This is a genomic window from Pseudoclavibacter sp. RFBI5, assembly GCF_002931395.1.
Taxonomy (GTDB): Bacteria; Actinomycetota; Actinomycetes; order Actinomycetales; family Microbacteriaceae; genus Pseudoclavibacter.
Map to the genome: position 1 here is coordinate 406,193 of NZ_PSYA01000010.1, position 20,172 is coordinate 426,364.

The 20,172-nt window shown below is 67.4% G+C and carries 16 protein-coding genes and 1 tRNA gene; 6 read left to right on the forward strand and 11 right to left on the reverse strand.

Features of this window, described 5'->3' with window-relative positions:
• Window positions 1-21: 21 nt before the first annotated feature.
• The gene (coaE, locus tag C5E06_RS08835) at window positions 22-657 is read right to left on the reverse strand and encodes a dephospho-CoA kinase (protein WP_104306612.1); all 636 of its coding nucleotides are present in this window, start codon (window positions 655-657) and stop codon (window positions 22-24) included.
• A gap of 150 nt (window positions 658-807) precedes the next feature.
• Between coaE and C5E06_RS08840 the strand changes: the two genes are divergently transcribed.
• Entirely contained in the window at window positions 808-1,452 is a 645-nt protein-coding gene (locus tag C5E06_RS08840) for a DUF4126 domain-containing protein (RefSeq protein WP_104306613.1), read from the forward strand.
• A gap of 151 nt (window positions 1,453-1,603) precedes the next feature.
• On the opposite strand, the gene rpsA is transcribed toward C5E06_RS08840, so the two are convergent.
• The 4 genes from rpsA to C5E06_RS08860 all read right to left on the reverse strand — a co-directional run bounded on the left by rpsA (window position 1,604) and on the right by C5E06_RS08860 (window position 6,074).
• Window positions 1,604-3,061 carry a 30S ribosomal protein S1 gene (rpsA, locus tag C5E06_RS08845; RefSeq protein WP_104241229.1) on the reverse strand — a complete coding sequence of 486 codons (1,458 nt, stop codon included), beginning with the start codon at window positions 3,059-3,061 and terminating at the stop codon, window positions 1,604-1,606.
• A 218-nt stretch (window positions 3,062-3,279) separates the two neighbouring features.
• Complete coding sequence (locus tag C5E06_RS08850) at window positions 3,280-3,741, reverse strand: DUF779 domain-containing protein (RefSeq protein WP_104306614.1); 462 nt, start codon at window positions 3,739-3,741, stop codon at window positions 3,280-3,282.
• A 126-nt stretch (window positions 3,742-3,867) separates the two neighbouring features.
• Window positions 3,868-5,169: an MFS transporter gene (locus tag C5E06_RS08855; protein ID WP_104306615.1), complete on the reverse strand. Its 1,302-nt coding sequence runs from the start codon at window positions 5,167-5,169 to the stop codon at window positions 3,868-3,870.
• Window positions 5,166-6,074 carry a shikimate dehydrogenase gene (locus C5E06_RS08860; protein WP_219820206.1) on the reverse strand — a complete coding sequence of 303 codons (909 nt, stop codon included), beginning with the start codon at window positions 6,072-6,074 and terminating at the stop codon, window positions 5,166-5,168. The genes C5E06_RS08855 and C5E06_RS08860 overlap by 4 nt, the downstream gene beginning before the upstream one ends.
• Before the next feature lie 130 nt (window positions 6,075-6,204).
• On the opposite strand from C5E06_RS08860, the gene C5E06_RS08865 reads away from it, so the two are divergent.
• Together C5E06_RS08865 and C5E06_RS08870 are read left to right on the forward strand one after the other, a co-directional pair.
• Window positions 6,205-8,037 (forward strand): sugar phosphate isomerase/epimerase and 4-hydroxyphenylpyruvate domain-containing protein, encoded by a 1,833-nt coding sequence (locus C5E06_RS08865; RefSeq protein ID WP_104306617.1) that lies wholly within the window; start codon window positions 6,205-6,207, stop codon window positions 8,035-8,037.
• Window positions 8,003-8,641, forward strand: a complete 639-nt coding sequence (locus C5E06_RS08870; RefSeq protein WP_104299016.1) for a TetR/AcrR family transcriptional regulator — start codon at window positions 8,003-8,005, stop codon at window positions 8,639-8,641. Before C5E06_RS08865 ends, C5E06_RS08870 begins: the two co-directional genes overlap by 35 nt.
• 65 nt (window positions 8,642-8,706) lie before the next feature.
• Here C5E06_RS08870 and C5E06_RS08875 read toward each other — a convergent pair whose 3' ends face one another.
• From C5E06_RS08875 to polA, 4 genes are all read right to left on the reverse strand, one after another.
• On the reverse strand, window positions 8,707-10,230 hold the full coding sequence (locus C5E06_RS08875) for an aldehyde dehydrogenase family protein (protein ID WP_104306618.1): 1,524 nt from the start codon (window positions 10,228-10,230) through the stop codon (window positions 8,707-8,709).
• 100 nt (window positions 10,231-10,330) lie between these two features.
• Window positions 10,331-11,650 (reverse strand): helix-turn-helix domain-containing protein, encoded by a 1,320-nt coding sequence (locus C5E06_RS08880; RefSeq protein WP_104241236.1) that lies wholly within the window; start codon window positions 11,648-11,650, stop codon window positions 10,331-10,333.
• A 118-nt stretch (window positions 11,651-11,768) separates the two neighbouring features.
• Window positions 11,769-13,466, reverse strand: coding sequence for a DUF885 domain-containing protein (locus C5E06_RS08885; RefSeq protein WP_104306619.1), 1,698 nt, complete (start codon window positions 13,464-13,466; stop codon window positions 11,769-11,771).
• 94 nt (window positions 13,467-13,560) lie between these two features.
• Window positions 13,561-16,191 (reverse strand): DNA polymerase I, encoded by a 2,631-nt coding sequence (gene polA, locus C5E06_RS08890; RefSeq protein WP_104306620.1) that lies wholly within the window; start codon window positions 16,189-16,191, stop codon window positions 13,561-13,563.
• Between the two features lie 104 nt (window positions 16,192-16,295).
• On the opposite strand from polA, the gene C5E06_RS08895 reads away from it, so the two are divergent.
• The gene (locus tag C5E06_RS08895; RefSeq protein WP_104241239.1) at window positions 16,296-16,742 is read left to right on the forward strand and encodes a PaaI family thioesterase; all 447 of its coding nucleotides are present in this window, start codon (window positions 16,296-16,298) and stop codon (window positions 16,740-16,742) included.
• 68 nt (window positions 16,743-16,810) lie between these two features.
• On the opposite strand, the gene C5E06_RS08900 is transcribed toward C5E06_RS08895, so the two are convergent.
• Window positions 16,811-17,413, reverse strand: coding sequence for an ANTAR domain-containing response regulator (locus tag C5E06_RS08900; protein ID WP_104241240.1), 603 nt, complete (start codon window positions 17,411-17,413; stop codon window positions 16,811-16,813).
• A 35-nt stretch (window positions 17,414-17,448) separates the two neighbouring features.
• Here C5E06_RS08900 and C5E06_RS08905 point away from each other — a divergent pair.
• Both C5E06_RS08905 and C5E06_RS19760 read left to right on the forward strand, forming a co-directional pair.
• Window positions 17,449-17,531, forward strand: a tRNA-Leu gene (locus C5E06_RS08905).
• 593 nt (window positions 17,532-18,124) lie between these two features.
• Complete coding sequence (locus tag C5E06_RS19760) at window positions 18,125-19,576, forward strand: LPXTG cell wall anchor domain-containing protein (protein WP_146081338.1); 1,452 nt, start codon at window positions 18,125-18,127, stop codon at window positions 19,574-19,576.
• 198 nt (window positions 19,577-19,774) lie between these two features.
• Here C5E06_RS19760 and C5E06_RS08915 read toward each other — a convergent pair whose 3' ends face one another.
• The gene (locus tag C5E06_RS08915; protein WP_104241242.1) at window positions 19,775-20,035 is read right to left on the reverse strand and encodes a hypothetical protein; all 261 of its coding nucleotides are present in this window, start codon (window positions 20,033-20,035) and stop codon (window positions 19,775-19,777) included.
• Window positions 20,036-20,172 lie beyond the last annotated feature (137 nt).

Here is a 20,172-nt window from a genome sequence, read left to right on the forward strand (position 1 = left end):
CCGCCCTGTCTCGTCAGCGCATCAGACCCCGTAGGTCTGCGTCTCCGGTGCGCGCAGCGCGACGGCGGCGAGGCGTCTCCACTCCTCGTCGACCTGCTCGAGCGTCTGATCGAGCGGCGCACTCGTGTCGATGAGCACGTCGGCGATCTTCCGCCGCTCCTCGTCGCTCGCCTGCGAGGCGATGCGCGCCCTGGCTTCGGCAAGGGACATCCCCCTGCTCTCGACCAGCCGCTCCTCTCGAACAGCCGCGGGGGCATCCGCGACCCAGATCTCCTCGTAGTCGTAGTTGCTCGTCGACTCAACGAGCAGTGGGATGACGTGGACGACCAGAGCGGCGGGGTCATCGCGCAGCACCTCCTCGAGTCGCTCGCCGGTGAGGCGACGGACCTCCGGGTGCACGATGTCGTTGAGGGCGCCGCGGGCCTCGTCGTCGCCGAAGACGAGCGCGCCGAGGGCAGGGCGGTCGAGGGCACCATCGTCGAGGATGACACCGTGTCCGAAGCGAGCCTCGATCTGTCGGAGCGCCGGCGAGCCGATCGCCACGGCTTCCCTCGCGAACACGTCCGCATCGAGGATCACGCCGCCGAGCTCCTCGAGGCGCTTGGCGATGGTCGTCTTTCCCGAGCCGATGCCTCCGGTCAGAGCGATGGTGACCATGATGTGCCGTCCTCTCATCTGCGGATACCCGCTGCGGGCATCGCCGTGAAGCCAACGCTACTGCGCTGAGGCAGCGAGCGCAGTGCGCTCTCCCCAAGCCGCGCTCGACCCATCCGCATGCCAGACTGAGGGCCAGGAGGCACTCACATCATGCTTGAAATTCTGACCGGTCTCGGGCTCGCGACGGCCAGCGGACTGAACGCGTTCATCCCGCTCCTGGGAATCGGGCTCCTCGCCCGATTCACCGACCTCATCGCGCTGCCGGCGGGCTGGGCGTGGCTCAGCAATGACTGGGTGCTCATCATCGTGGGCGTGCTCCTGGTGCTGGAGCTCGTCGCCGACAAGGTCCCGGCACTCGACCACGTCAACGACTGGATCCAGACGGTCATCCGCCCCACCTCCGGCGGGATCGTCTTCGGTGCAGGCACTGCGAGCTCCACCGCTGCCATCCAGGACCCGGAATCGTTCTTCACGAGCAATGCGTGGGTTCCCGTGGTCATCGGCATCGGGGTGGCGCTGGTGACACATCTCACGAAGAGCGGCACGAGAGCCGCTGCGAATGTCGTCACCGCGGGAGCCGCCGCACCGGTGCTCAGCGTCGGCGAGGACGCCCTCAGCGTCGGGCTGCTGTTCTCCGCGATCCTCGTGCCGCTGTTCGTCGTGGTCATGCTCGCCTTGATCGGCGTGCTGGCCTGGGTGCTCTTCCGCAGCTTCAAACGAGTCCGGGATGCGCGCGCCGCGCGGACCAGGCCAGCCGCTCCCCCAGTTCCCCCGGCCCCTGGCCTCTCTGCCTGACGCTCGCACAGACCTCTGGCCCGGCTGGAGAACCAGCCGGGCCAGAGGTCTCTGCGCAGCACGACGAAGCCGACGTCGCGGCGCCGCCGGAACGGCCGAAGGCCGGCCCCAGAGATGGGACCGGCCTTCGGTGCAGTGAGGCTGCTGGGAACTAGTTCCCTGCGAGCTTCTCGCGGAGGGCTGCAAGCGACTCGTCGTCGGCAAGCGTTCCTGCGCCAGCTGCTTCGCTCGTGAACGAGTTCGAGGAGCTCGACGGCGCGACTGCGCTGACGTTCTGCTCGATCTCGGCTGCCGAGGCGACCTGCTTCTTGTGCGCTTCCCAGCGAGTCTGGGCGAGAGCGTACTCCTGCTCCCAGGCTTCGCGCTGCGTGTCGAAGCCTTCCTTCCACTCGTTGGTCTCGGGGTCGAAGCCCTCGGGGTACGTGTAGTTCCCCTCGGCGTCGTACTCGGAGACCATGCCGTAGAGCGCAGCATCGAATTCGGTGCCCTCGGGGTCGACGCCATCGTTCGCCTGCTTGAGCGAGAGCGAGATGCGGCGACGGTCGAGGTCGATGTCGATGATCTTGACGAACAGCTCCTGGCCGACCGACACGACCTGCTCGGCGAGCTCGACGTGTCCGCTGGAGAGCTCCGAGATGTGCACGAGGCCCTCGATGCCGTCTGCGACGCGGACGAACGCGCCGAACGGAACGAGCTTCGTGACCTTGCCCGGTGCGATCTGGCCGATGGCGTGCGTGCGAGCAAGCACCTGCCACGGGTCTTCCTGCGTTGCCTTCAGCGACAGCGAGACACGCTCGCGGTCGAGGTCGACTTCGAGGATCTCGACGGTGACCTCCTGGCCAACCTCGACGACCTCGGAAGCGTGCTCGATGTGCTTCCAGCTGAGCTCGGAGACGTGCACGAGGCCGTCAACGCCACCCAGGTCGACGAACGCACCGAAGTTGACGATCGAGGAGACCACACCCTTGCGGACCTGGCCCTTCTGGAGGTTGTTGAGGAAGTTCGAGCGGGTCTCGGACTGCGTCTGCTCGAGGAGAGCGCGACGCGACAGGACGACGTTGTTGCGGTTCTTGTCGAGCTCGAGGACCTTGGCCTCGAGTTCCTGACCGAGGTACGGCGTGAGGTCGCGGACACGGCGGAGCTCGATGAGCGAGGCCGGGAGGAAGCCGCGGAGGCCGATGTCGACGATGAGACCGCCCTTGACGACCTCGATGACGGTGCCGGTGACGACGCCGTCTTCTTCCTTGATCTTCTCCACGTCGCCCCAAGCGCGCTCGTACTGAGCACGCTTCTTGGACAGGATCAGACGGCCTTCCTTGTCCTCCTTCTGGAGAACGAGTGCCTCAACGGTGTCGCCGACCTGAACGACCTCGGTGGGGTCGACGTCGTGCTTGATCGAAAGCTCGCGCGAGGGGATGACACCCTCGGTCTTGTAACCGACGTCGAGGAGGACCTCGTCGCGGTCGATGCGAACGACGGTGCCCTCGATGAGGTCCCCGTCGTTGAAGAACTTCAGCGTCTCTTCGACCGCGGCAAGAAAGTCCTCAGCAGATCCGATGTCGTTGATGGCGACCTGCTTGGTTGCCTTTTCGGTCGTGGTGGTGGTCATGTAGGTAATGCTCCAGGTGGGCTATAAGTCGGCCCGGATGCGCTGCTCGGGGCGTGAAGCCAAGGGCAACGGGGTTCATCCGGGAATACGGATACGTGCACACAGAAAAGTGCTCTGTCAGCCTAGTCGGCAAGGTCAAGCGGAGGCAAGTGCCGCGCGCGGCGAGTTCCCCCGAGTTTCGCGGCGAGTCGCCGCCTGTGCTCCCTGGTGAGTTCGGATCAGGACGCCGCCAGCGAGGTCGCGTCGCTGCCGTCCTCGTTCATGAGCTGGGACCGGATGAGGAACCTCTTGCCCTCCGGTGCCTCGAGCGAGAAGCCTGAGCCCCGTCCTGGGACGATGTCGATCGTCAGGCGCGTGTGCCGCCAGTAGCTGAACTGCTCTCGCGACATCCAGAACTCCACGTTGCCCGCATCCGGGATCTCGGTCGTGCCGAGGAGCACGTCGGCGTCGCCCGTGAGGAAGTCGCCCGCCGGGTAGCACATCGGCGATGAGCCGTCGCAGCAGCCGCCGGACTGGTGGAACATGAGCGGACCGTGGCGGCGCCCGAGCGAAGAGATCATGTCGACCGCGTCCTGGGTGAATGCGACCCTCGAGAAGGTCTCGCCAGGCACTGTCGGCTCTGCGATGAGCCCGGCTCCCCTGGCTTCGGGTCTCGGCTCGGTCTGCACTTCCTTGTGCATGTCAGTTCCCTCCTTCAGAGTGCGGCGCCCGGAGCGTGCCCGGACCTCGCTGGTTCCGTGACCGTACGTCGTGAGACTGTGGTCAAGGTGTGTTCGCGAGAATCTGAGCCGCTCCGGGGGCAGCGCCTATGCCACGACGCGGATGCCGAGGGTGTCCGTCGGCACGCTCTTCGTCTCCTTCGCGGTGAGCGCCGAGATCGCGGCGATGAGGCAGATGGCGCCGGTGAACGCCGAGATCACGACCCAGCCGCCCTCCTGCACGCCGCCGAGGGCCGCGACGATCGAGGGGGCGAAGCCGGCCATCAGGAAGCCGAGCTGGGTGCCGATCGCCATGCCAGAGAAGCGGACGCGGGCGCTGAACATCTCGCCGTAGAACGAGGGCCAGACGGCGTTGGCCGCTGCGTAGCCGAACGAGAACACGAGGATGGCGAGCCCGAAGGTGAGCAGGGTGTTCCCCGACGACATGGAGAGCATGTAGAACGGCATGACCACGGCGGACGAGATCGCGCCGTAGACGAAGACGGGCTTGCGTCCGATCCGGTCGGCGAGGATCGCGAAGAGCGGTTGCGTGCCCAGCGCCACGATGTTGGCGACCACCACCAGCCAGAGCGTCAGGTTCTCCGCCAGCCCGACTTCCTTGCCGTAGGCGAGCGCGAGGTTGCCGAACACGGTCGAGACGGCGGCGATGAACGCGCAGAAGATGACGCGCAGGACGTCGCGCCAGTGGTCGCGCATGAGCGGGATGAGCGGGATCCGGGCGATCTCGCCCTGCGCCTTCGCATCCTGGAACGTCGGCGTCTCATGGAGGGTGCGACGGATGAAGAACGCGACGATGACGACGACGGCGCTCAGCCAGAACGGGACGCGCCAGCCCCAGCTGTACTTGATCTCGTCGGGGAGGCTCAGGACCGGGATGAACACGAGGGCGGCGAGGATCTGCCCACCCTGGGTTCCGGTGAGCGTCCACGACGTGAAGAACGAGCGGCGGTTGTCGGGAGCGTGCTCGAGTGAAAGCGACGCAGCGCCGGCCTGCTCGCCAGCGGCGGAGAGCCCCTGCACGAGGCGGCAGAGCACCAGCAGGGCTGGCGCGAACCAGCCGATCTGGTCGAAGGTCGGCAGGCAGCCGATGATGAACGTCGACAGGCCCATGAGCACGAGCGTGAACATGAGGACCCGCTGGCGTCCTATCCGGTCACCGAAGTGGCCGAGCACCACGGCGCCGATCGGGCGCGCGATGTAGGCGAAGCCGAACGTGGCGAGCGACATCACGAGTGCGGCGTTGTCGTCGTCCGGGAAGAAGATGATCGGGAAGATCAGCGCGGCCGCGGATCCGAAGATGAAGAAGTCGTAGTACTCGACGGCACTGCCCATGAAGCTGGCCGCGGCAGCTTTCACGGGGGTCCGCTTGGCGGTCGTGGTTTCGGTCATTTCTGAGACCTCCATGTCTCGGATCGTGCCTCTTCGTCGTTGACGAGGCTCTGGAAGTGCTGGTGCATCCGGGTGGCGTCTGCATCCCTGCCCGTCACGAGGCGGAAGGTGTCGACCGCCTGGCCGACGGCCATAGCGCCGCCGTCGAGCGTGCGGCACCCGAGTGCGCGCGCCGCGAGGATCAGCTGCGTCTCGAGCGGGCGGTAGACGATGTCGGCCACCCAGAGCTCGGGTCGGAGCAGCTCGGCGGGGAAGGGGATCCCGGGGTGGTCGTGCATCCCGACGGGTGTGCAGTGCACGACTCCATCTGCCGTCGAGAGCAGCTCTGGCAGTGCGCCCATGCTCCCGCCTCGGATGCGGGGTCCGCCTGCTGCAGTCGCGTGCCGTTCGGCGAGGTCCTGCGCGAGCTGCTCAGCGCGCTGCGCATCGAGGTCGACGATCGTGAGCAGGCGTGTGCCGACTCGGATGAGCGCATCGGCGACTGCCGAGCCCGCTCCGCCCGCGCCCAGGAGGACAACCGAGTTCGTCTGCACTCCCCCGAGGCCGCCGCGGAAGGCGCCCTCGAAGCCTGTCGTGTCGGTGTTGTAGCCCACGCGTCCGTCCGGGGTGAGGAGGACGGTGTTGACCGCGCCCAGCGCTCGCGCGAGCGGGTCGATCCGGTCGAGCAGCGGGATGACGCTCTGCTTGCACGGGTGGGTGATGTTGAGCGCGTCGAAGCCGAGGCGCTCGGCCCAGTCGAGGATCTCGGGGAGTCGCTCGGGCTCGAGGTCGAGGGTCGTCAGGTCGAGCGGGCGGAAGAGCAGGTCCATGCCCTGCGCGCGTGCCTCCGCCATGTGCATGGGCGGCGTCAGCGACGGGGTCACTCCCGTCCCGACGAGTCCCATGAGGGTGGCGCGATGGTTGATCAAGGTACTCCTTTGTCCCAGACCGCCTAATGTACTAAACGGTGAGTACATCGTTTACGTTGTCGCACACGCCTGTCAAGTGCGCTGCAGAGTGTCTGGTGACTTAATTAACCATTTGGTACATTGCGGTATGCGTACTTCCATAGCCACCGTCTGTCTGGCCGGAACTCTCGTCGAGAAGCTGCACGCCTGCGCCGAAGCAGGCTTCGACGGCATCGAGATCATGGATGCAGACCTCACCGCCGCCTACGAATCGCCCGAGGAGATCCGCGCGCTCTGCGACCGCCTCGGCCTGACCATCGATCTGTTCCAACCACTGCGCGACTTCGAGGGCGTCGACGATGCGACCCTCGCGGACAACCTCCGGCGCGCGAAGGCCAAGTTCGAGGTCATGCGACGCCTCGGAGCTTCCATGATTCTGCTCTGCAGCAACGTCGGCACCGCGACCATCTCGGACCGCACCACCACCGCCAACCAGCTCGGAATGCTCGCAGATCTCGCCGCCGAGTACAGCATCGACATCGCCTATGAGGCGCTTGCCTGGGGCCGCTACGTCGACGACTACCGAGACGCGTGGGAACTCGTGCGCCTCGCGGATCGACCGAACCTCGGCGTCTGCCTTGACAGCTTCCACGTGCTGTCGCGAGGACACGATCCGGCCGCTATCGAGCGCATCGATGCAGACAAGCTCTTCTTCCTGCAGCTCGCCGATGCACCGGACATGGACCTCGACGTCCTGTCCTGGAGCCGCCACCACCGGCTCTTCCCAGGCGAGGGCGACTTCGACCTCACCCGGTTCCTCTCGCACATGCTCCGCGCCGGGTACCGCGGCCCCCTCTCCCTCGAGGTCTTCAACGACACGTTCCGCCAGACGGATGCCAAGCGCACCGCCGCTCATGCGCTCAGGTCGCTCCGGTGGCTGTTCGACCGCTCGGCGGCGCTCAACGGCTGGGACGACCAGCAGCTCGCCCCACCCCAGCCTCCACGGGCCATCGACTTCGTCGAGATCGCCGGTGAGGACCTCTCCGCGGTCGAGGCGACCCTCCAGCAGCTGGGCTTCGCCTTCGGAGGCAGACACCGCACCAAGCCCGTGCGACTCTGGCAGGCGGGTGCCGCGCGCATCATCCTCAACGAGCAGCGGCGGACGAAGGACGCGCGGCTCTCGGGACTCGGCGTCGAGGTCGCAGACGCCGGTGCGGCAGCCGGGCGCGCCCACGCCATCGGCGCGCCTGCCGTCTTCCGACGCAGCTCCGCCGGCGAGTACGAGCTGCGCGGTGTGGAGGCCCCCGACGGGACCGAGGTCGCCTGGAACTCACGGTCGGCGGGCGACTCCTGGCTGCCGGAATTCGTGGGCGGCGCCGAAGACGACAGCACGGCCTCGTCCCTGCACGGGGTCGTCGACCATCTCAACATCGCCTACCCGTGGCAGGAGTTCGATGAGGCAGTGCTCTTCTTCCGGAGCGTCCTCGCGCTCGACGCGGAGCCCGTCGCGGAGCTTCCTGGCCCACGGGGTCTCGTGCGCAGTCAGGTCATGCGCACACCGGACGGGGCAGTTCGCCTCGCCATGAACCTGGCCCCGCCGACTGCGCCCCTCCAGCCCCGACACATCGCGATCCGCGTCGACGACGCCGTCGCCGCTGCCAGAGCTGCGCGGGGGCGCGGCCTGCCCTTCCTGCCCATACCCAGCAACTACTACGACGACCTCCAGGCGCGCTTCGGCCTCGAGCACGTGGCCCTCGACGAGCTGCGATCACTCGACCTCCTCTACGACCGCGATGAGCAGGGCGCGTTCGTCCACTTCTACACCCCCACCATCGACGGGCTCTTCTTCGAGATCGTCGAGCGCCGCGGCGCCTACGACGGATACGGCGCAGCCAGTACCCCGGTCCGGTTTGCGGCTCAGCTGCACCACGCGGGAAGATACACAGATGACCGAGAACAGGGTGAAGCAGCGAGACGCTGAGCGAACCCGGGCCGAGCTGCTCGCTGAAGCGACATCGGCGTTCGCGGAGACGGGCTACTCGGGCACGAGCGTCGACGAGATCGCGAAGCGCAGCAGCACGACCAAGCGGATGATCTACTACTACTTCGGCAGCAAGGAGCAGCTCTACCTTGCGGTGCTCGAGGAGGCCTACCGTGGCATCCGCGTGGCCGAGCAGAAGCTGCAGGTCGATGGACTCGCCCCCTTGGAAGCGGTGCGGAAGCTCGCCGAGATCACCTACGACCACCACCGAGAGCACGCGGACTTCATCCGCCTCGTCGCGATCGAGAACATCCACCGGGGTCGGTTCATCCGGCAGCTCGACTCGCTGCGAGAGCTCGGCACCCCCGCCCTCACGCTCCTGGACGGGCTGCTGGAACGGGGGCGGGAGGCGCAGGTGTTCCGGGCAGACGTCGACGCGCTCGACGTGCACCTGCTCATCAGCTCGTACTGCGTCTTCCTGCTCGCGAACCAGTACACGTTCGGGTACCTCTTCGACGTGCAGCTGCAGGACCCGTCGCGTCAGGACCACCAGCGGGGCCTGATCGGCGACGTCATCGTCGCATGGCTGACCCGCGAGGAGTGATCCCCGCGGGTCAGCGCTCTGCGCATGCTGTCTGAGTCAGGCGCGCGGCATCAGCGCGCGGCGAATCAGAAGAAGCCCAGCTTGTCCTCGCTGTAGCTCACCAGCAGGTTCTTCGTCTGCTGGTAGTGATCGAGCATCATGAGGTGGTTCTCGCGGCCGATGCCGGAGGACTTGTACCCGCCGAACGCGGAGTGCGCCGGGTAGGCGTGGTACTGGTTCACCCAGACTCGTCCGGCCTGGATGTCGCGGCCGGCGCGGTAGGCGGTGTTCCCCATGCGCGACCAGACGCCGGCGCCGAGCCCGTAGAGGGTGTCGTTCGCGATCGAGATCGCATCGTCGTAGTCGGAGAACTTGGTGACGGCCACAACCGGGCCGAAGATCTCCTCCTGGAAGATGCGCATGCTGTTCTGGCCCTCGAAGATCGTCGGCTGCACGTAGTAGCCGCCGGCCAGGTCGCCCTCGAGTTCGGCCCGAGCGCCGCCGATGCGCACCTTCGCACCTTCCTGGCGGCCGATCTCGAGGTAGCTGAGGATCTTCTCGAGCTGGTCGTTCGACGCCTGAGCCCCGACCTGGGTATCGGTGTCGAGCGGGTTGCCCTGGACGATCTTGCGCGTGCGCTCCGTCACGTCCTCGAGAAAGCGGTCGTAGATGGAGTCCTGGATGAGGGCACGCGAGGGGCAGGTGCAGACCTCACCCTGGTTGAGGGCGAACAGCGTGAAGCCCTCCTGCGCCTTGTCGTAGTAGGCATCGTCGCGGAGCGCGATGTCCTCGAAGAAGATGTTCGGGCTCTTGCCGCCCAGCTCGAGCGTGACGGGGATGATGTTCTGCGAGGCGTACTGCATGATGAGGCGCCCAGTCGTGGTCTCCCCCGTGAACGCGATCTTGCGGATGCGGGAGCTCGAGGCGAGCGGCTTGCCCGCCTCCGCGCCGAAGCCGTTGACGATGTTGACGACTCCGGGGGGCAGGAGGTCTCCGATGAGCTCGAAGAGCACGAGGATCGAGGTCGGCGTCTGCTCAGCGGGCTTGAGGACGATCGCGTTGCCGGCGGCGAGCGCGGGGGCCAGCTTCCAGACCGCCATGAGGATCGGGAAGTTCCACGGGATGATCTGGCCGACGACGCCGAGCGGCTCGTGGAAATGGTAGGACGTGGTGTTCTCGTCGAGCTGGCTCAGCGTGCCCTCCTGGGCCCGGATAGCGCCGGCGAAGTACCGGAAGTGGTCGATGGCGAGCGGGATGTCGGCTGCCAGGCATTCGCGGATCGGCTTCCCGTTGTCCCAGGTCTCGGCGACGGCGATGTACTCGAGGTTCTCCTCGATGCGGTCGGCGATCTTGTTCAGGATGATGGCACGTTCCGCAGGGCTGGTCTTGCCCCAGCCAGGGGCCGCCGCGTGGGCCGCATCCAGTGCAGCCTCGATGTCCTCGGCGGTTCCCCGCCCCACTTCGGTGAACGGCTGACCCGTGACCGGTGTGATGTTCTCGAAGTACTCGCCCTTGACAGGCGGCACCCACTCTCCGCCGATGTAGTGCTCGTAGCGGGGCTTGAACGAGACGAGGGACCCGTCTGTGCCCGGCTTCGCGTAAACAGTCATGAGGACTCCTTTGTCCGAGGGAACTCTTCCCTGGAAGCGTAGGAGCCCCGACGTTGCAATCGGGTTGCACTCGAGGCGGCCGCGATTCCGCGCAGGGCACTCAGGACTCGAGGGCCTCGATCTTCGCCACGAGCCTCGACCGGGCGGGCGCGTGGGGTGGGAGGACCGTGAGCGCCGTGCGGAAGGCCTGCGCGTCCTGCGCGACTTCCGGCAGCTCGAGATACCTGAGGAGCGTGGCCGGCTCCGCGGAGCTGAGGACCTGATCTCGGAGGGTCGCCGAGAGCTCCGCGCGCAGCTCGCGGATACCGGGGGCCTCCGACGTGGGCAGCAGCTCCCCGCGGTAGGACTCGACGGCCGCGGCCACGTCACCTGCCTCCAGCAGGTCCAGCACGTCGACGGCATCGCTCGCGAGGCCCTGCGCCACCCGGTAGGGGCGGGGCACGAGGTCGAGACCGCGCTCAGCGAGCACCGGCCGCAGCCGCGCGATCTCCGCCCTGAGAGTGACCTCCTTGGCGCTCTCGCCGTAGATTCGGAGCGCGAGCTCGCCCGAGGTGAGACCCGAGGGCCGTGCGGCGAGGAGCGTCAGGATCTCAGCGTGCCGACCGCTCAGTTCGACCGGTGCACCATCGACGGTGGTGAGCCTGGCGCGGTGGACGCCGAGCGTGCTGATCCTGCCCGCCGCGACGGTGCTCGCCGTCGCGGGTGTCTCTGGGTGAACTCCCGGCTGCGTCGAGTGGCGCGAGAGCAGCACGGCGAGCCGCATCTCCGCCTCCGCGGCCGCGACGGCGGCGCGCATGAGGGCAAGCGAGTGCGGGCCGACGGCTCGTTCATCACCGGTGAGGTCGATGGCACCGACCGCGATGCCGGAGAACGGGTCGCGGATGGGCACTGCGGTGCAGCTGAGCAGCTGCACGGCTGGCGCGAAGTGCTCAGCGCCTGCGATCTGGACGTCCCGACCCGAGGCGAGCGCTGTCCCTGGGGCGCTCGTCCCGACGGCGGCCTCCGACCAGTCGGCGCCCTCGACGAAGTCCATGCGCTCGGCCCGACGGAGTGTGGCGCTGTCACCCCGCACCCAGAGCAGTCGCCCCTGCTCGTTCGTGATCGCGACGATCAAGCCAGTGTCTCGCGCCGGCTCCACGAGGAGACGATCGAGCACGGGCAGGACACGCTGCAGGGGGCTGCGCTCCCGCGCCGCCGCAAGCGGCTCGAACTGGTCGAGATCCCGGGCCCGTGCGTTCGCAGGGCTGCCGAGCAGCTGCAGCGATCTCAGCCAGGAGTCGCGGACCACGCTGCGGAGTCCGGCGACCGCCGAGCGGAGCTCAGCGGAGGCGCCCAGACTGCCATGCGCGTCGATCAGGGTGTGTGCGGATGCTGCGGCAGCCTGGTCAAGGCCGGCTATCTCGCCACTCTGCGGATGCACCTCGCAGCCTCCTCGGATTCGCGGCAGCGAGTGCGTCGATGCACCCGCTGCCGCGAGCCTAGGCGACTCCGCCTGAGTTCTCCCGTGGCAAGCAGCGGCCGGCCGAAGGGAGCTCCGATCAGTCGGTGCTCAGCACCTCGCGAAGCGTGTCGAGGCCGAGTCCACCGAGGTCGAGGGCACGCGAATGCCACGCCTTGAGGTCGAAGTCGTCACCGGCACGAGCCTCGGCATCTGCACGGAGCTCCTCCCAGATCCGCTGCCCGATCTTGTAGGACGGCGCCTGGCCCGGCCAGCCGAAGTAGCGGTTCACCTCGAACTTCACGAAGCCGTCAGGCATGTTCACGTGCTGACGCATGAAATCGAGCGCGTACTCGTAGTCCCAGACCTTGTCGCCCTCCGGCACCGTCTTGCCGAGGTGCACTCCGATGTCGAGGACGACACGAGCCGCGCGCATCCGCTGCCCGTCGAGCATGCCGAGGCGGTCTGCCGGCTCGTCGAGGTACCCGAGCTGCTCCATGAGGCGCTCGGCGTAGAGCGCCCAGCCCTCGCCGTGCCCGGAGGTCCAGTTGTTGCGACGCCAGGTGTTGAGCTGGTCGCGGTTGAGGGTCGCACGGGCGATCTGCAGGTGGTGACCCGGGACGCCCTCGTGGTAGACCGTCGTGAGCTCGCGCCACGTGTCGAACTCCGTCACGCCGGGGGTGACCGACCACCACATGCGTCCCGGACGCGTGAAGTCCTCGGATGGGCCCGTGTAGTAGATGCCGCCCTCTTCGGTCGGGGCGATCATGCACTCGAGTCGACGCATCGGCTCGGGGATGTCGAAGTGGCTCTCGGCCAGCTCGGCGACCGCGCGGTCGCTCGTCTCCTGCATCCACGCCTGCAGGGCGGGCGTGCCGTGCAGCTTGCGGGCGGGGTCGAGCTCGAGGTGGGCGATGGCCTCTGCGACCGTCGCACCAGGAAGGATCTCGTTGGCGATGGCCTCCTGCTCGGCCTTCATGCGCGCCAGCTCGGCGAGACCCCACTCGTAGGTCTCGTCGAGGTCGACTGCCGCGCCGAGGAAGCCTCGCGAGGCGAGCGCGTAGTGCTCGCGTCCGACGGCGTCCGTGTTGCTCGCAGCGGGGAGGAGCTCCTCGTGGAGGAACGTCGTGAACGTGCCGTACGCCGCGGAAGCGAGCTGCGCACCGTGACGAAGCTGCTGGCGGAGCTCGTCCGAGACCTCGCCGGTCGCCGGGCTCGATGCCGCGAGCTGCTCGAAGAAGTTGCCGCTGGCCGCGTACTCGCCTGTCTGCATCGCAACTTCGCGGACCTGGCGCTTCGCTGGCACGACGCCGGCGTCGATGCCCGCGCTGAGACGCTCTGTGTAGCCCTCGATCGCGGCGGGGAGGTTCTCGAAGCGCCGCGCGATGTCCTCGAAGTCGCTCACGGTCTCGCGCGGCATGAGGTCGAACACCATGCGGATGTCCTGTGCCGGAGACGCGATGTTCGAGAGCTCGCGCAGGTGGAGTTTGGCATCGATCATCTCGATCTCGAGGCCAAGGCTGCGGCGGAGCTCGAGCGCGGTGACCCGGTCGACCTCGTCGGCTTCGGTCAGCGTGTCGAGCTTGCTGAGCACATCGACGATCGCGGCGCGCTTGCGGGGCGCCGCGGCCGAGGAGTAGTCGCCGTACTCGGCCTTGTCGCCGTCTGCGCCGAGTTCCACGCGACGCTCGGGAGAGAGCTCGATCTCTGTGGCGACCCAGGCCTCCGCGAGCCGGTCGATGTCGGTCTGCGGTCGTGTCTGACTGGTGTTCTGGTGGTGCTGAGCGGAAGTCGTCATCCCCCAAGCCTAAGCTCGCCCCTCGGAAGAATCACCGAGAGGCGAGCCCCGTGTGCCTGCTACAGGGAGCCGCGGATGGGGCGGACGGTGACGGCTAGTGGCCGGCCTCGTCCCAGTTCGGTCCCCGGCCTATCTGCACCTCGAGCGGCACGGTGAGGTCGGCTGCGCCGGCCATCTCCTCGCGCACGATCGCCTCCAACGTCTCCCCCTCACCAGCGGCAACCTCGAACACGAGCTCGTCGTGCACCTGGAGGAGCATCCGCGATGAGAGCTTCTCGGCGCCGATGCGCTCCTCGATGGAGTTCATCGCCCGCTTGATGATGTCTGCGGCCGACCCCTGGATGGGCGAGTTGAGCGCCTGACGCTCGGCGTTCTCGCGGGCGATGCGGTTCGTCGAGTGCAGGTCGGGGAACGGGCGCCTGCGGCCGAAGATCGTCTCGGTGTAGCCGTCCTCCTTCGCCTGCACGACGACGTTGCGGAGGTAATCGCGCACCTTGCCGAAGCGTTCGAAGTAGTCGATCATCAGCTTCTTGGCCTCGGCGACCTCGATCTGGAGCTGCTTCGAGAGGCCGAACGCCGACAGTCCGTAGGCGAGGCCGTACGACATCGCCTTCACCTTGGAGCGCATGGCTGGCGTGACGTCGGCCGGCTCCACGCCGAACACGCGAGAGCCGACGAAGCGGTGGAGGTCCTCCCCCGCGTTGAACGCCTCGATGAGCGCGGCGTCGCCGGAGAGGTGCGCCATGATGCGCATCTCGATCTGCGAGTAGTCGGCGGTGAGGAGCGACTCGAACTCGGGCCCGTGCACGAACGCGCGACGGATGCGGCGTCCCTCGTCGGACCGGATCGGGATGTTCTGCAGGTTGGGGTCGTTCGACGAGAGACGGCCGGTCGCCGAGCCGATCTGGTGGTAGCTCGTGTGGATGCGCGAGCTGTCGTCGACCGCCTTGAGCAGCGACTCCATGATCTGCCGCAGCTTGACCGAGTCGCGGTGCTTGCGGAGCGCGCCGAGGAAGGGGTGCGGACTGTTCCGCTCGAGATCGGCGAGCGACTCGGCGTCGGTGGAGAAGCCGGTCTTCGTCTTGCGGGTCTTCGGCATCTCGAGGGTCTCGAACAGCACGACCTGCAGCTGCTTGGGCGATCCGAGGTTGATCTCGGTGCCGCCGATGGCGTCGAACGCCTCCTGCTCGTACGTGCGGATGCGCTCGGACAGGTCGTCGGCGAGGCCCTGGAGGAACTCCCGGTCGATGGCGACGCCCTGCAGCTCCATGCTGGAGAGAGTCGCGAGCAGCGGCGTCTCGATACTCGTGAACACGGCGAGGGTGCCCGGTTCGAGCATCTCGAGCGCTGCGGTCGTCGCGCGCTGCGTGTACCAGGCGTCGCTGGCGACCAGCGAGGACTCGTCCTCGAGCTGGAGCTGGTTCGGGTCGGACTCGGGCAGCTGCTCGTCGAGACGCATCTGCACGAGCTCGGCGAGACGCTTCGGCGCGTTCTGCGGGCGGTAGAGCCAGGCGGCGAGCTGGCCGTCCTTGACCTGGCCGCCGACGTCGAGCCCCGCGATGGTGAGCGCCTTCAGCTGCGGCTTGGCGTCGAACATCAGCTTGGGGGCGTCGCCTGCGAGCCACGCCTCGAAGGGGGCGTAGTCGAGGCGCTCCGGGATCCAGCGGAGCTCGGTCGCCTCGGCGGCGGTGGAGATGCCGACCGCGACGACGGTGCCGTCGGTGCCGTGGGAGACCGTGAGTCCGAGACCCTCCGGAGTCGCCTCGACCGCCTTCGCGAGCCACTGCTCGAGTTCCTCATCGAGGAGCTCGGGGCGCACGGGCGCCGCGACGGCCTCCGCTGGCGTGATGTCGTCGCCAGCCTCGTCGGCGAGCTTCAGGACGCGGTCTTGGAGCGTGCGGAACTGGAGCTTCGTGAAGATCTCGCGAACCGCATCCGCGTCGATCGCCCCGCGGGACAGCTGCTCGGGGGCGACGGGCAGCTCGACGTCGTCGACGAGGCGGTTGAGCTTCCGGTTGCGCACCGCGTTCTCCCGGTGCTCGCGGAAGGACTCGCCGACCTTGCCGCCGATCTCGTCCGCGTGGTCGAGGATGCCCTGAAGGGAGCCGTACTGGGCGAGCCACTTGGCCGCGGTCTTCTCGCCGACCTTCGGCACGCCGGGCAGGTTGTCGCTCTTCTCGCCGACGAGGGCCGCCACGTCTGGATACTGCTCCGGGCGGACGCTGTAGCGCTCCTCGACCTTGGCCGGGTCGTAGCGCGTGAGCTTGGTCACGCCCTGCGTGGACGGGTAGAGCAGCGTGACGTCGTCGGTGACGAGCTGGATCGAGTCGCGGTCGCCAGAGACGACGAGGACCTTGAAGCCCTGCTCGCGCCCCTGCCTGGCGAGGGTCGCGAGGATGTCGTCGGCCTCGAAGTCCTCCTTCACGATCGTCGTGATGCCCATGGCGTGCAGCGCGTCGCGGAGCAGCGGGACCTGACCCTTGAACTCGACGGGAGTCGCTTCCCGACCCGCCTTGTACTCCGGGTACTCGCGGGTGCGGAACGAGCTGCGGGAGATGTCGAACGCCACGGCGATGTGGCTCGGATTCTCGTTCTGCAGCAGGTTGAGGAGCATCGAGACGAAGCCGTGGATGGCATTCGTGTGCTGCCCCTCGGCGTTCACGAAGCTGTCGACCGGCAGGGCGAAGAACGCCCTGAAGGCAAGCGAGTGGCCGTCGATGACCATGAGGGTAGGCTGATTTTGCGCTGACACACGGTCAGCCTACTTGCCGCCCCAGACACTGCGCCGATGCGCGCGTGTTGTGGGGCGTTCTTCGAGGAGGAAGCCTGATGACGCACCTGGAAACGCCGACGACGGTCAACGGGCTCAGCATCCCCGACCAGCACGAGGTCACCTACGGCCGAGGCTTCGGGGCGCTCGCCGAGCGCATGGGCATCCTCTGCGTCGAGCTGAGCCCCGAGCGTGCCGTGGCCGTCATGCCGGTCGAGGGGAACACGCAGCCGATCGGCCTCCTGCACGGTGGCGCCTACTGCGTGCTCGGCGAGTCGCTCGGGTCCATGGCCGCGAACGTGCACGCCGGTCCGGGAAGGTTCGCGGTCGGCATCGACATCAACGCGACCCACACGGGCTCCGCCGTGAGCGGCTGGGTCACGGGCGAGTGCACGGCGGTGCACCTCGGCGGGTCGATGACGGTGCACGAGATCGTCATCACCGACGAGGCGGGCAAGCGCTGCTCGACGGTCCGCATCACGAACCTCATCCGCACCGCCAAGTAGCGTCAGGCGAATGCGAAGAAGCCCTCACCGCGTCAACGCGGTGAGGGCTTCTGCTGATCGGGGCTCGGCTACTTCTTCGCCGAGAGCTGCTGGATGACCGCCTGCGCGACCTCCTGCATCGTGAGGCGACGGTCCATGGATGCCTTCTGGATCCAGCGGAACGCCTCTGGCTCGCTGAGGCCCATCTTCTGCGTGAGGAGGCCCTTGGCGCGGTCGACCTGCTTGCGCGTCTCGAAGCGCTCGTTGAGGTCGGAGATCTCGGCTTCGAGCGCGATGAGCTGCGCGTGGCGAGCCAGTGCGATCTCGATGGCCGGGAGCAGATCGTTCTGCGTGAACGGCTTCACGACGTAGGCGAGGGCGCCCGCCTCCGTCGCGCGCTCGACCAGTTCCTTCTGGCTGAACGCGGTGAGGAGCACAACCGGGGCGATGCTGTCCTTCGACAGCTGCTCGGCGGCAGAGATGCCGTCGAGCTGCGGCATCTTGACGTCCATGATGACGAGGTCGGGGCGAAGCTCCTTCGCGAGGGCGACCGCGGTCTCACCGTCGCCGGCCTCTCCGACAACGTCGAAGCCGTTGTCGCGAAGGATCTCCACGATGTCGAGCCGGATGAGCGACTCGTCTTCGGCGACGACAACACGTCGCGGGGCTTGAGAGGTTTCCTGTTCAGTCACGTAGTGAGCTTACGATACTGTGTCCGAGGTGAAGCGCCGGCTTGGCGGAATGGCAGACGCGGTGCACTCAAAATGCTCTGTCCGAGAGGGCGTGTGGGTTCGAATCCCACAGCCGGCACGGTTCTGAAGGCCCCCACTTCCCAGTGATTCACTGGCAACTGGGGGCCTTCGTCATTCCCCGGATGCGTGCTCTGCCCACACTTTGCCCACAGTCGCAGAGATGTGAGCGAGGTTCAGCGGAGAGCGCGGCCCCGAGCGTTTGCACATCCGCACTAGTCTTTGCGGACCCCCGCCCTCTGTCGACGGAGACACATGAAGAAGCTCTCTGCCCTCCTCTGCGCCTGCCTCGCCGCGCTGCTGTTCTCTGTGGTCTTGCTGCCAGCCCTTCCGGCGGCTGCGGACCAAGGCAACGAGTTCGACATCAGACCCGAACTCATATCCGCCGAGCTCGTCACGCCCACGACTGTCGGAGGCGGGGCCGGGATCCGGATCAACTGGAGCGTGCGCCATCCCCACGACATCGGAATAGGCGGCATCGCTCTTGAGACCGGGGAGGGGACTTCGTCTCGGGAAAGTAAGTCATGTGGACAGTTCGATGCTGTCGTCGCGGTGCGAGACGGAGACATCGTCAGCGGCACGACAACGTGCACGACTGGCGGTTCAGAGTGGGCGGCAGGCGAATGGCGGGTAAGCGAACTCTATTTCTTTGATGTGCTGGGCGTATTCGGATACGCGTCCGAGGACTTCAGTCCCATCATTCAGGCCCTGCCCAGGCTCCAGATCGACGTCGGCACGGACGGGGACCAGGAATCCCCCGAGCTCGTCGCCCTCGAGGTGGTCGCGCCGGACGAAGTCCGCCAGAGCGACGTCATCTGGTTCAACTGGACGATGCGTGAATCGAGCCGAGTCGTCAGGCTGATAATGACCATCGTCGGCCCCGACGGGCGCGAATACGAGGCTCGAGGTTTCGACCGAAACACCACTTCCAGGGACGGAGACCTCGTCTCCGGGTCGCTGCGACTCACCGTCAACAACTCCACCTGGGCGCTTGGGGAGTACCGCGTGCTCAGCGTGTTCTCGGAAGACGAGCATGGGAGCGCCAGCCCTGTCGCCACGGCGGCCAACAGCGACGCACTGGCTTCTGCGGCGAGTTTCACGGTTGTCGACGCTGGCGGACCAGACGTCACTGCACCGGAGCTGCTCTCGGCTGGATTCGAGCAGTCAACAATCCGAATGGGCGACGAGGTCGAGCTCATCAACTGGACGATCCGCGATGAGAGCGCGCTCGTGGACGCCACGTTCTACCTGGACGCCGAGTGGGGAAAGCGCTATGAGATCGCTGGCAACGACCGCGACCGGCTGGGCGACATCATCTACGGGTCCGCCGGTGCGAAGGTGTATCAGCCTATGCCTCCCCTCAGTCCCGGGTCTCCTGCGTGGTCGACAGGCGAGTACCGAGTTGTCGGAGCTTCGTTCACGGACGAGTCCGGCAACGTCACGACGCTGTCATCAGACCATCCCATCATTGCCGGGCTGCCACCGATGATCGTCCTCGACCAGAGCGCACCCATTCCAACGCGGTCACCCTCGCCGACGGTGACCGCGCCCCCGTCGCCGACCGCTACGCCGACTGCGACCGCGACGCCGACTGCGAGCGCGACCCCCACTGCGACCGCGACCGCGACCGCGATCCCGACTGCGACCCCGCCGACCGCGACCGCGACGCCCTCACCAACGGAGAGCGCGGCGCCTTCTCCGACGGCGAGCCCGTCACCGACGGAGACCGGCACATCGACACCTGCGCCGACAGCCTCGTCCACGGCCGGACCCACCGATCCTTCAACTGGGCTGCCTGTCCCCACGCAGTCCGTCGCACCGTCCACGCAGGCCCCAACACCGACTCCAACGTCCACGACATCGCCGGCGCCCTCAGCCACACCGCCGATGTCCTCTCCAGGCGCGACAGACGCGCCGCCGCAGACGCCGGTCGGAACCCCCACCGTGGTCACCGTCGAAGACGGCACTCCGCCCGAGGCCGGAGATCAGGGAAAGCTGGCGTCGACGGGTTCCGACACCCTCGGGCCGGGTCTTCTCGGCGCGACGGCACTCCTCGGGCTGGGAGCCATGCTGCTCCTCATGCGGAGGCGCAGCCACGGCGAGTGATCGCGTCGTCCGGGCTCGATTCTCGGGCCGTATCCGGCCGGTGATCGAGTCTCGGTGACGGCGCGTCGCCGAGACGAGCCGGCAACCGTCCTTCGACGGGAGTCCGAAGTCCGCAGTCCGTGCACAGAGGGAAGCCCCGGTTCGGCCAGTGATTCACTGGCCGAACCGGGGCTTCGCGCGCGTGTGTCGTGTTCGGCGCTAGCCGATGTCGGTGACCGTCGCCTCAGCATCCGCGGCGCTTGCACCGGATCCGGACCAGGTCGCGGTCGCGTCCCACAGGTTCAGCGTGTCGTCGACGAGCACGTCGACCTCGACTTCGCCCTCCGGGATCGTGATGCCGTCGGCGGCAGCGGCCTCCACGAGGCGCTGCACGAGCCTGTCGGTGACCTCCGCGAGGGTGTCCTCGCCGGCGTCGGCCTCCGCGGAGGCAGTTCGCATGTATGTCTTGACGTCGCTCATGCCTCCATCATCTCAGCCGGAGAACGAGGACGCGGATGCAGGGGCGGACGTGGGCAGCCGGAGCCACCCGTCCGAGTGCCGCGGCCGCGAAATCCGTCGATCAATCATCGGCGCGTGGCCTTGCGTCAGCTTTAGGC

Excerpts from the sequence above, each read along its gene's own strand:
- polA (WP_104306620.1), bottom strand. The coding sequence starts at position 16,191 with ATGGTCATCGACGGCCACTCGCTTGCCTTCAGGGCGTTCTTCGCCCTG.
- C5E06_RS08850 (WP_104306614.1), bottom strand. The coding sequence starts at position 3,741 with ATGCACAAGGAAGTGCAGACCGAGCCGAGACCCGAAGCCAGGGGAGCC.
- C5E06_RS08915 (WP_104241242.1), bottom strand. The coding sequence starts at position 20,035 with ATGAGCGACGTCAAGACATACATGCGAACTGCCTCCGCGGAGGCCGAC.
- C5E06_RS08855 (WP_104306615.1), bottom strand. The coding sequence starts at position 5,169 with ATGACCGAAACCACGACCGCCAAGCGGACCCCCGTGAAAGCTGCCGCG.
- C5E06_RS08870 (WP_104299016.1), top strand. The coding sequence starts at position 8,003 with ATGACCGAGAACAGGGTGAAGCAGCGAGACGCTGAGCGAACCCGGGCC.
- C5E06_RS08895 (WP_104241239.1), top strand. The coding sequence starts at position 16,296 with ATGACGCACCTGGAAACGCCGACGACGGTCAACGGGCTCAGCATCCCC.
- C5E06_RS08875 (WP_104306618.1), bottom strand. The coding sequence starts at position 10,230 with ATGACTGTTTACGCGAAGCCGGGCACAGACGGGTCCCTCGTCTCGTTC.
- coaE (WP_104306612.1), bottom strand. The coding sequence starts at position 657 with ATGGTCACCATCGCTCTGACCGGAGGCATCGGCTCGGGAAAGACGACC.
- C5E06_RS08885 (WP_104306619.1), bottom strand. The coding sequence starts at position 13,466 with ATGACGACTTCCGCTCAGCACCACCAGAACACCAGTCAGACACGACCG.
- C5E06_RS08840 (WP_104306613.1), top strand. The coding sequence starts at position 808 with ATGCTTGAAATTCTGACCGGTCTCGGGCTCGCGACGGCCAGCGGACTG.
- C5E06_RS08865 (WP_104306617.1), top strand. The coding sequence starts at position 6,205 with ATGCGTACTTCCATAGCCACCGTCTGTCTGGCCGGAACTCTCGTCGAG.
- rpsA (WP_104241229.1), bottom strand. The coding sequence starts at position 3,061 with ATGACCACCACCACGACCGAAAAGGCAACCAAGCAGGTCGCCATCAAC.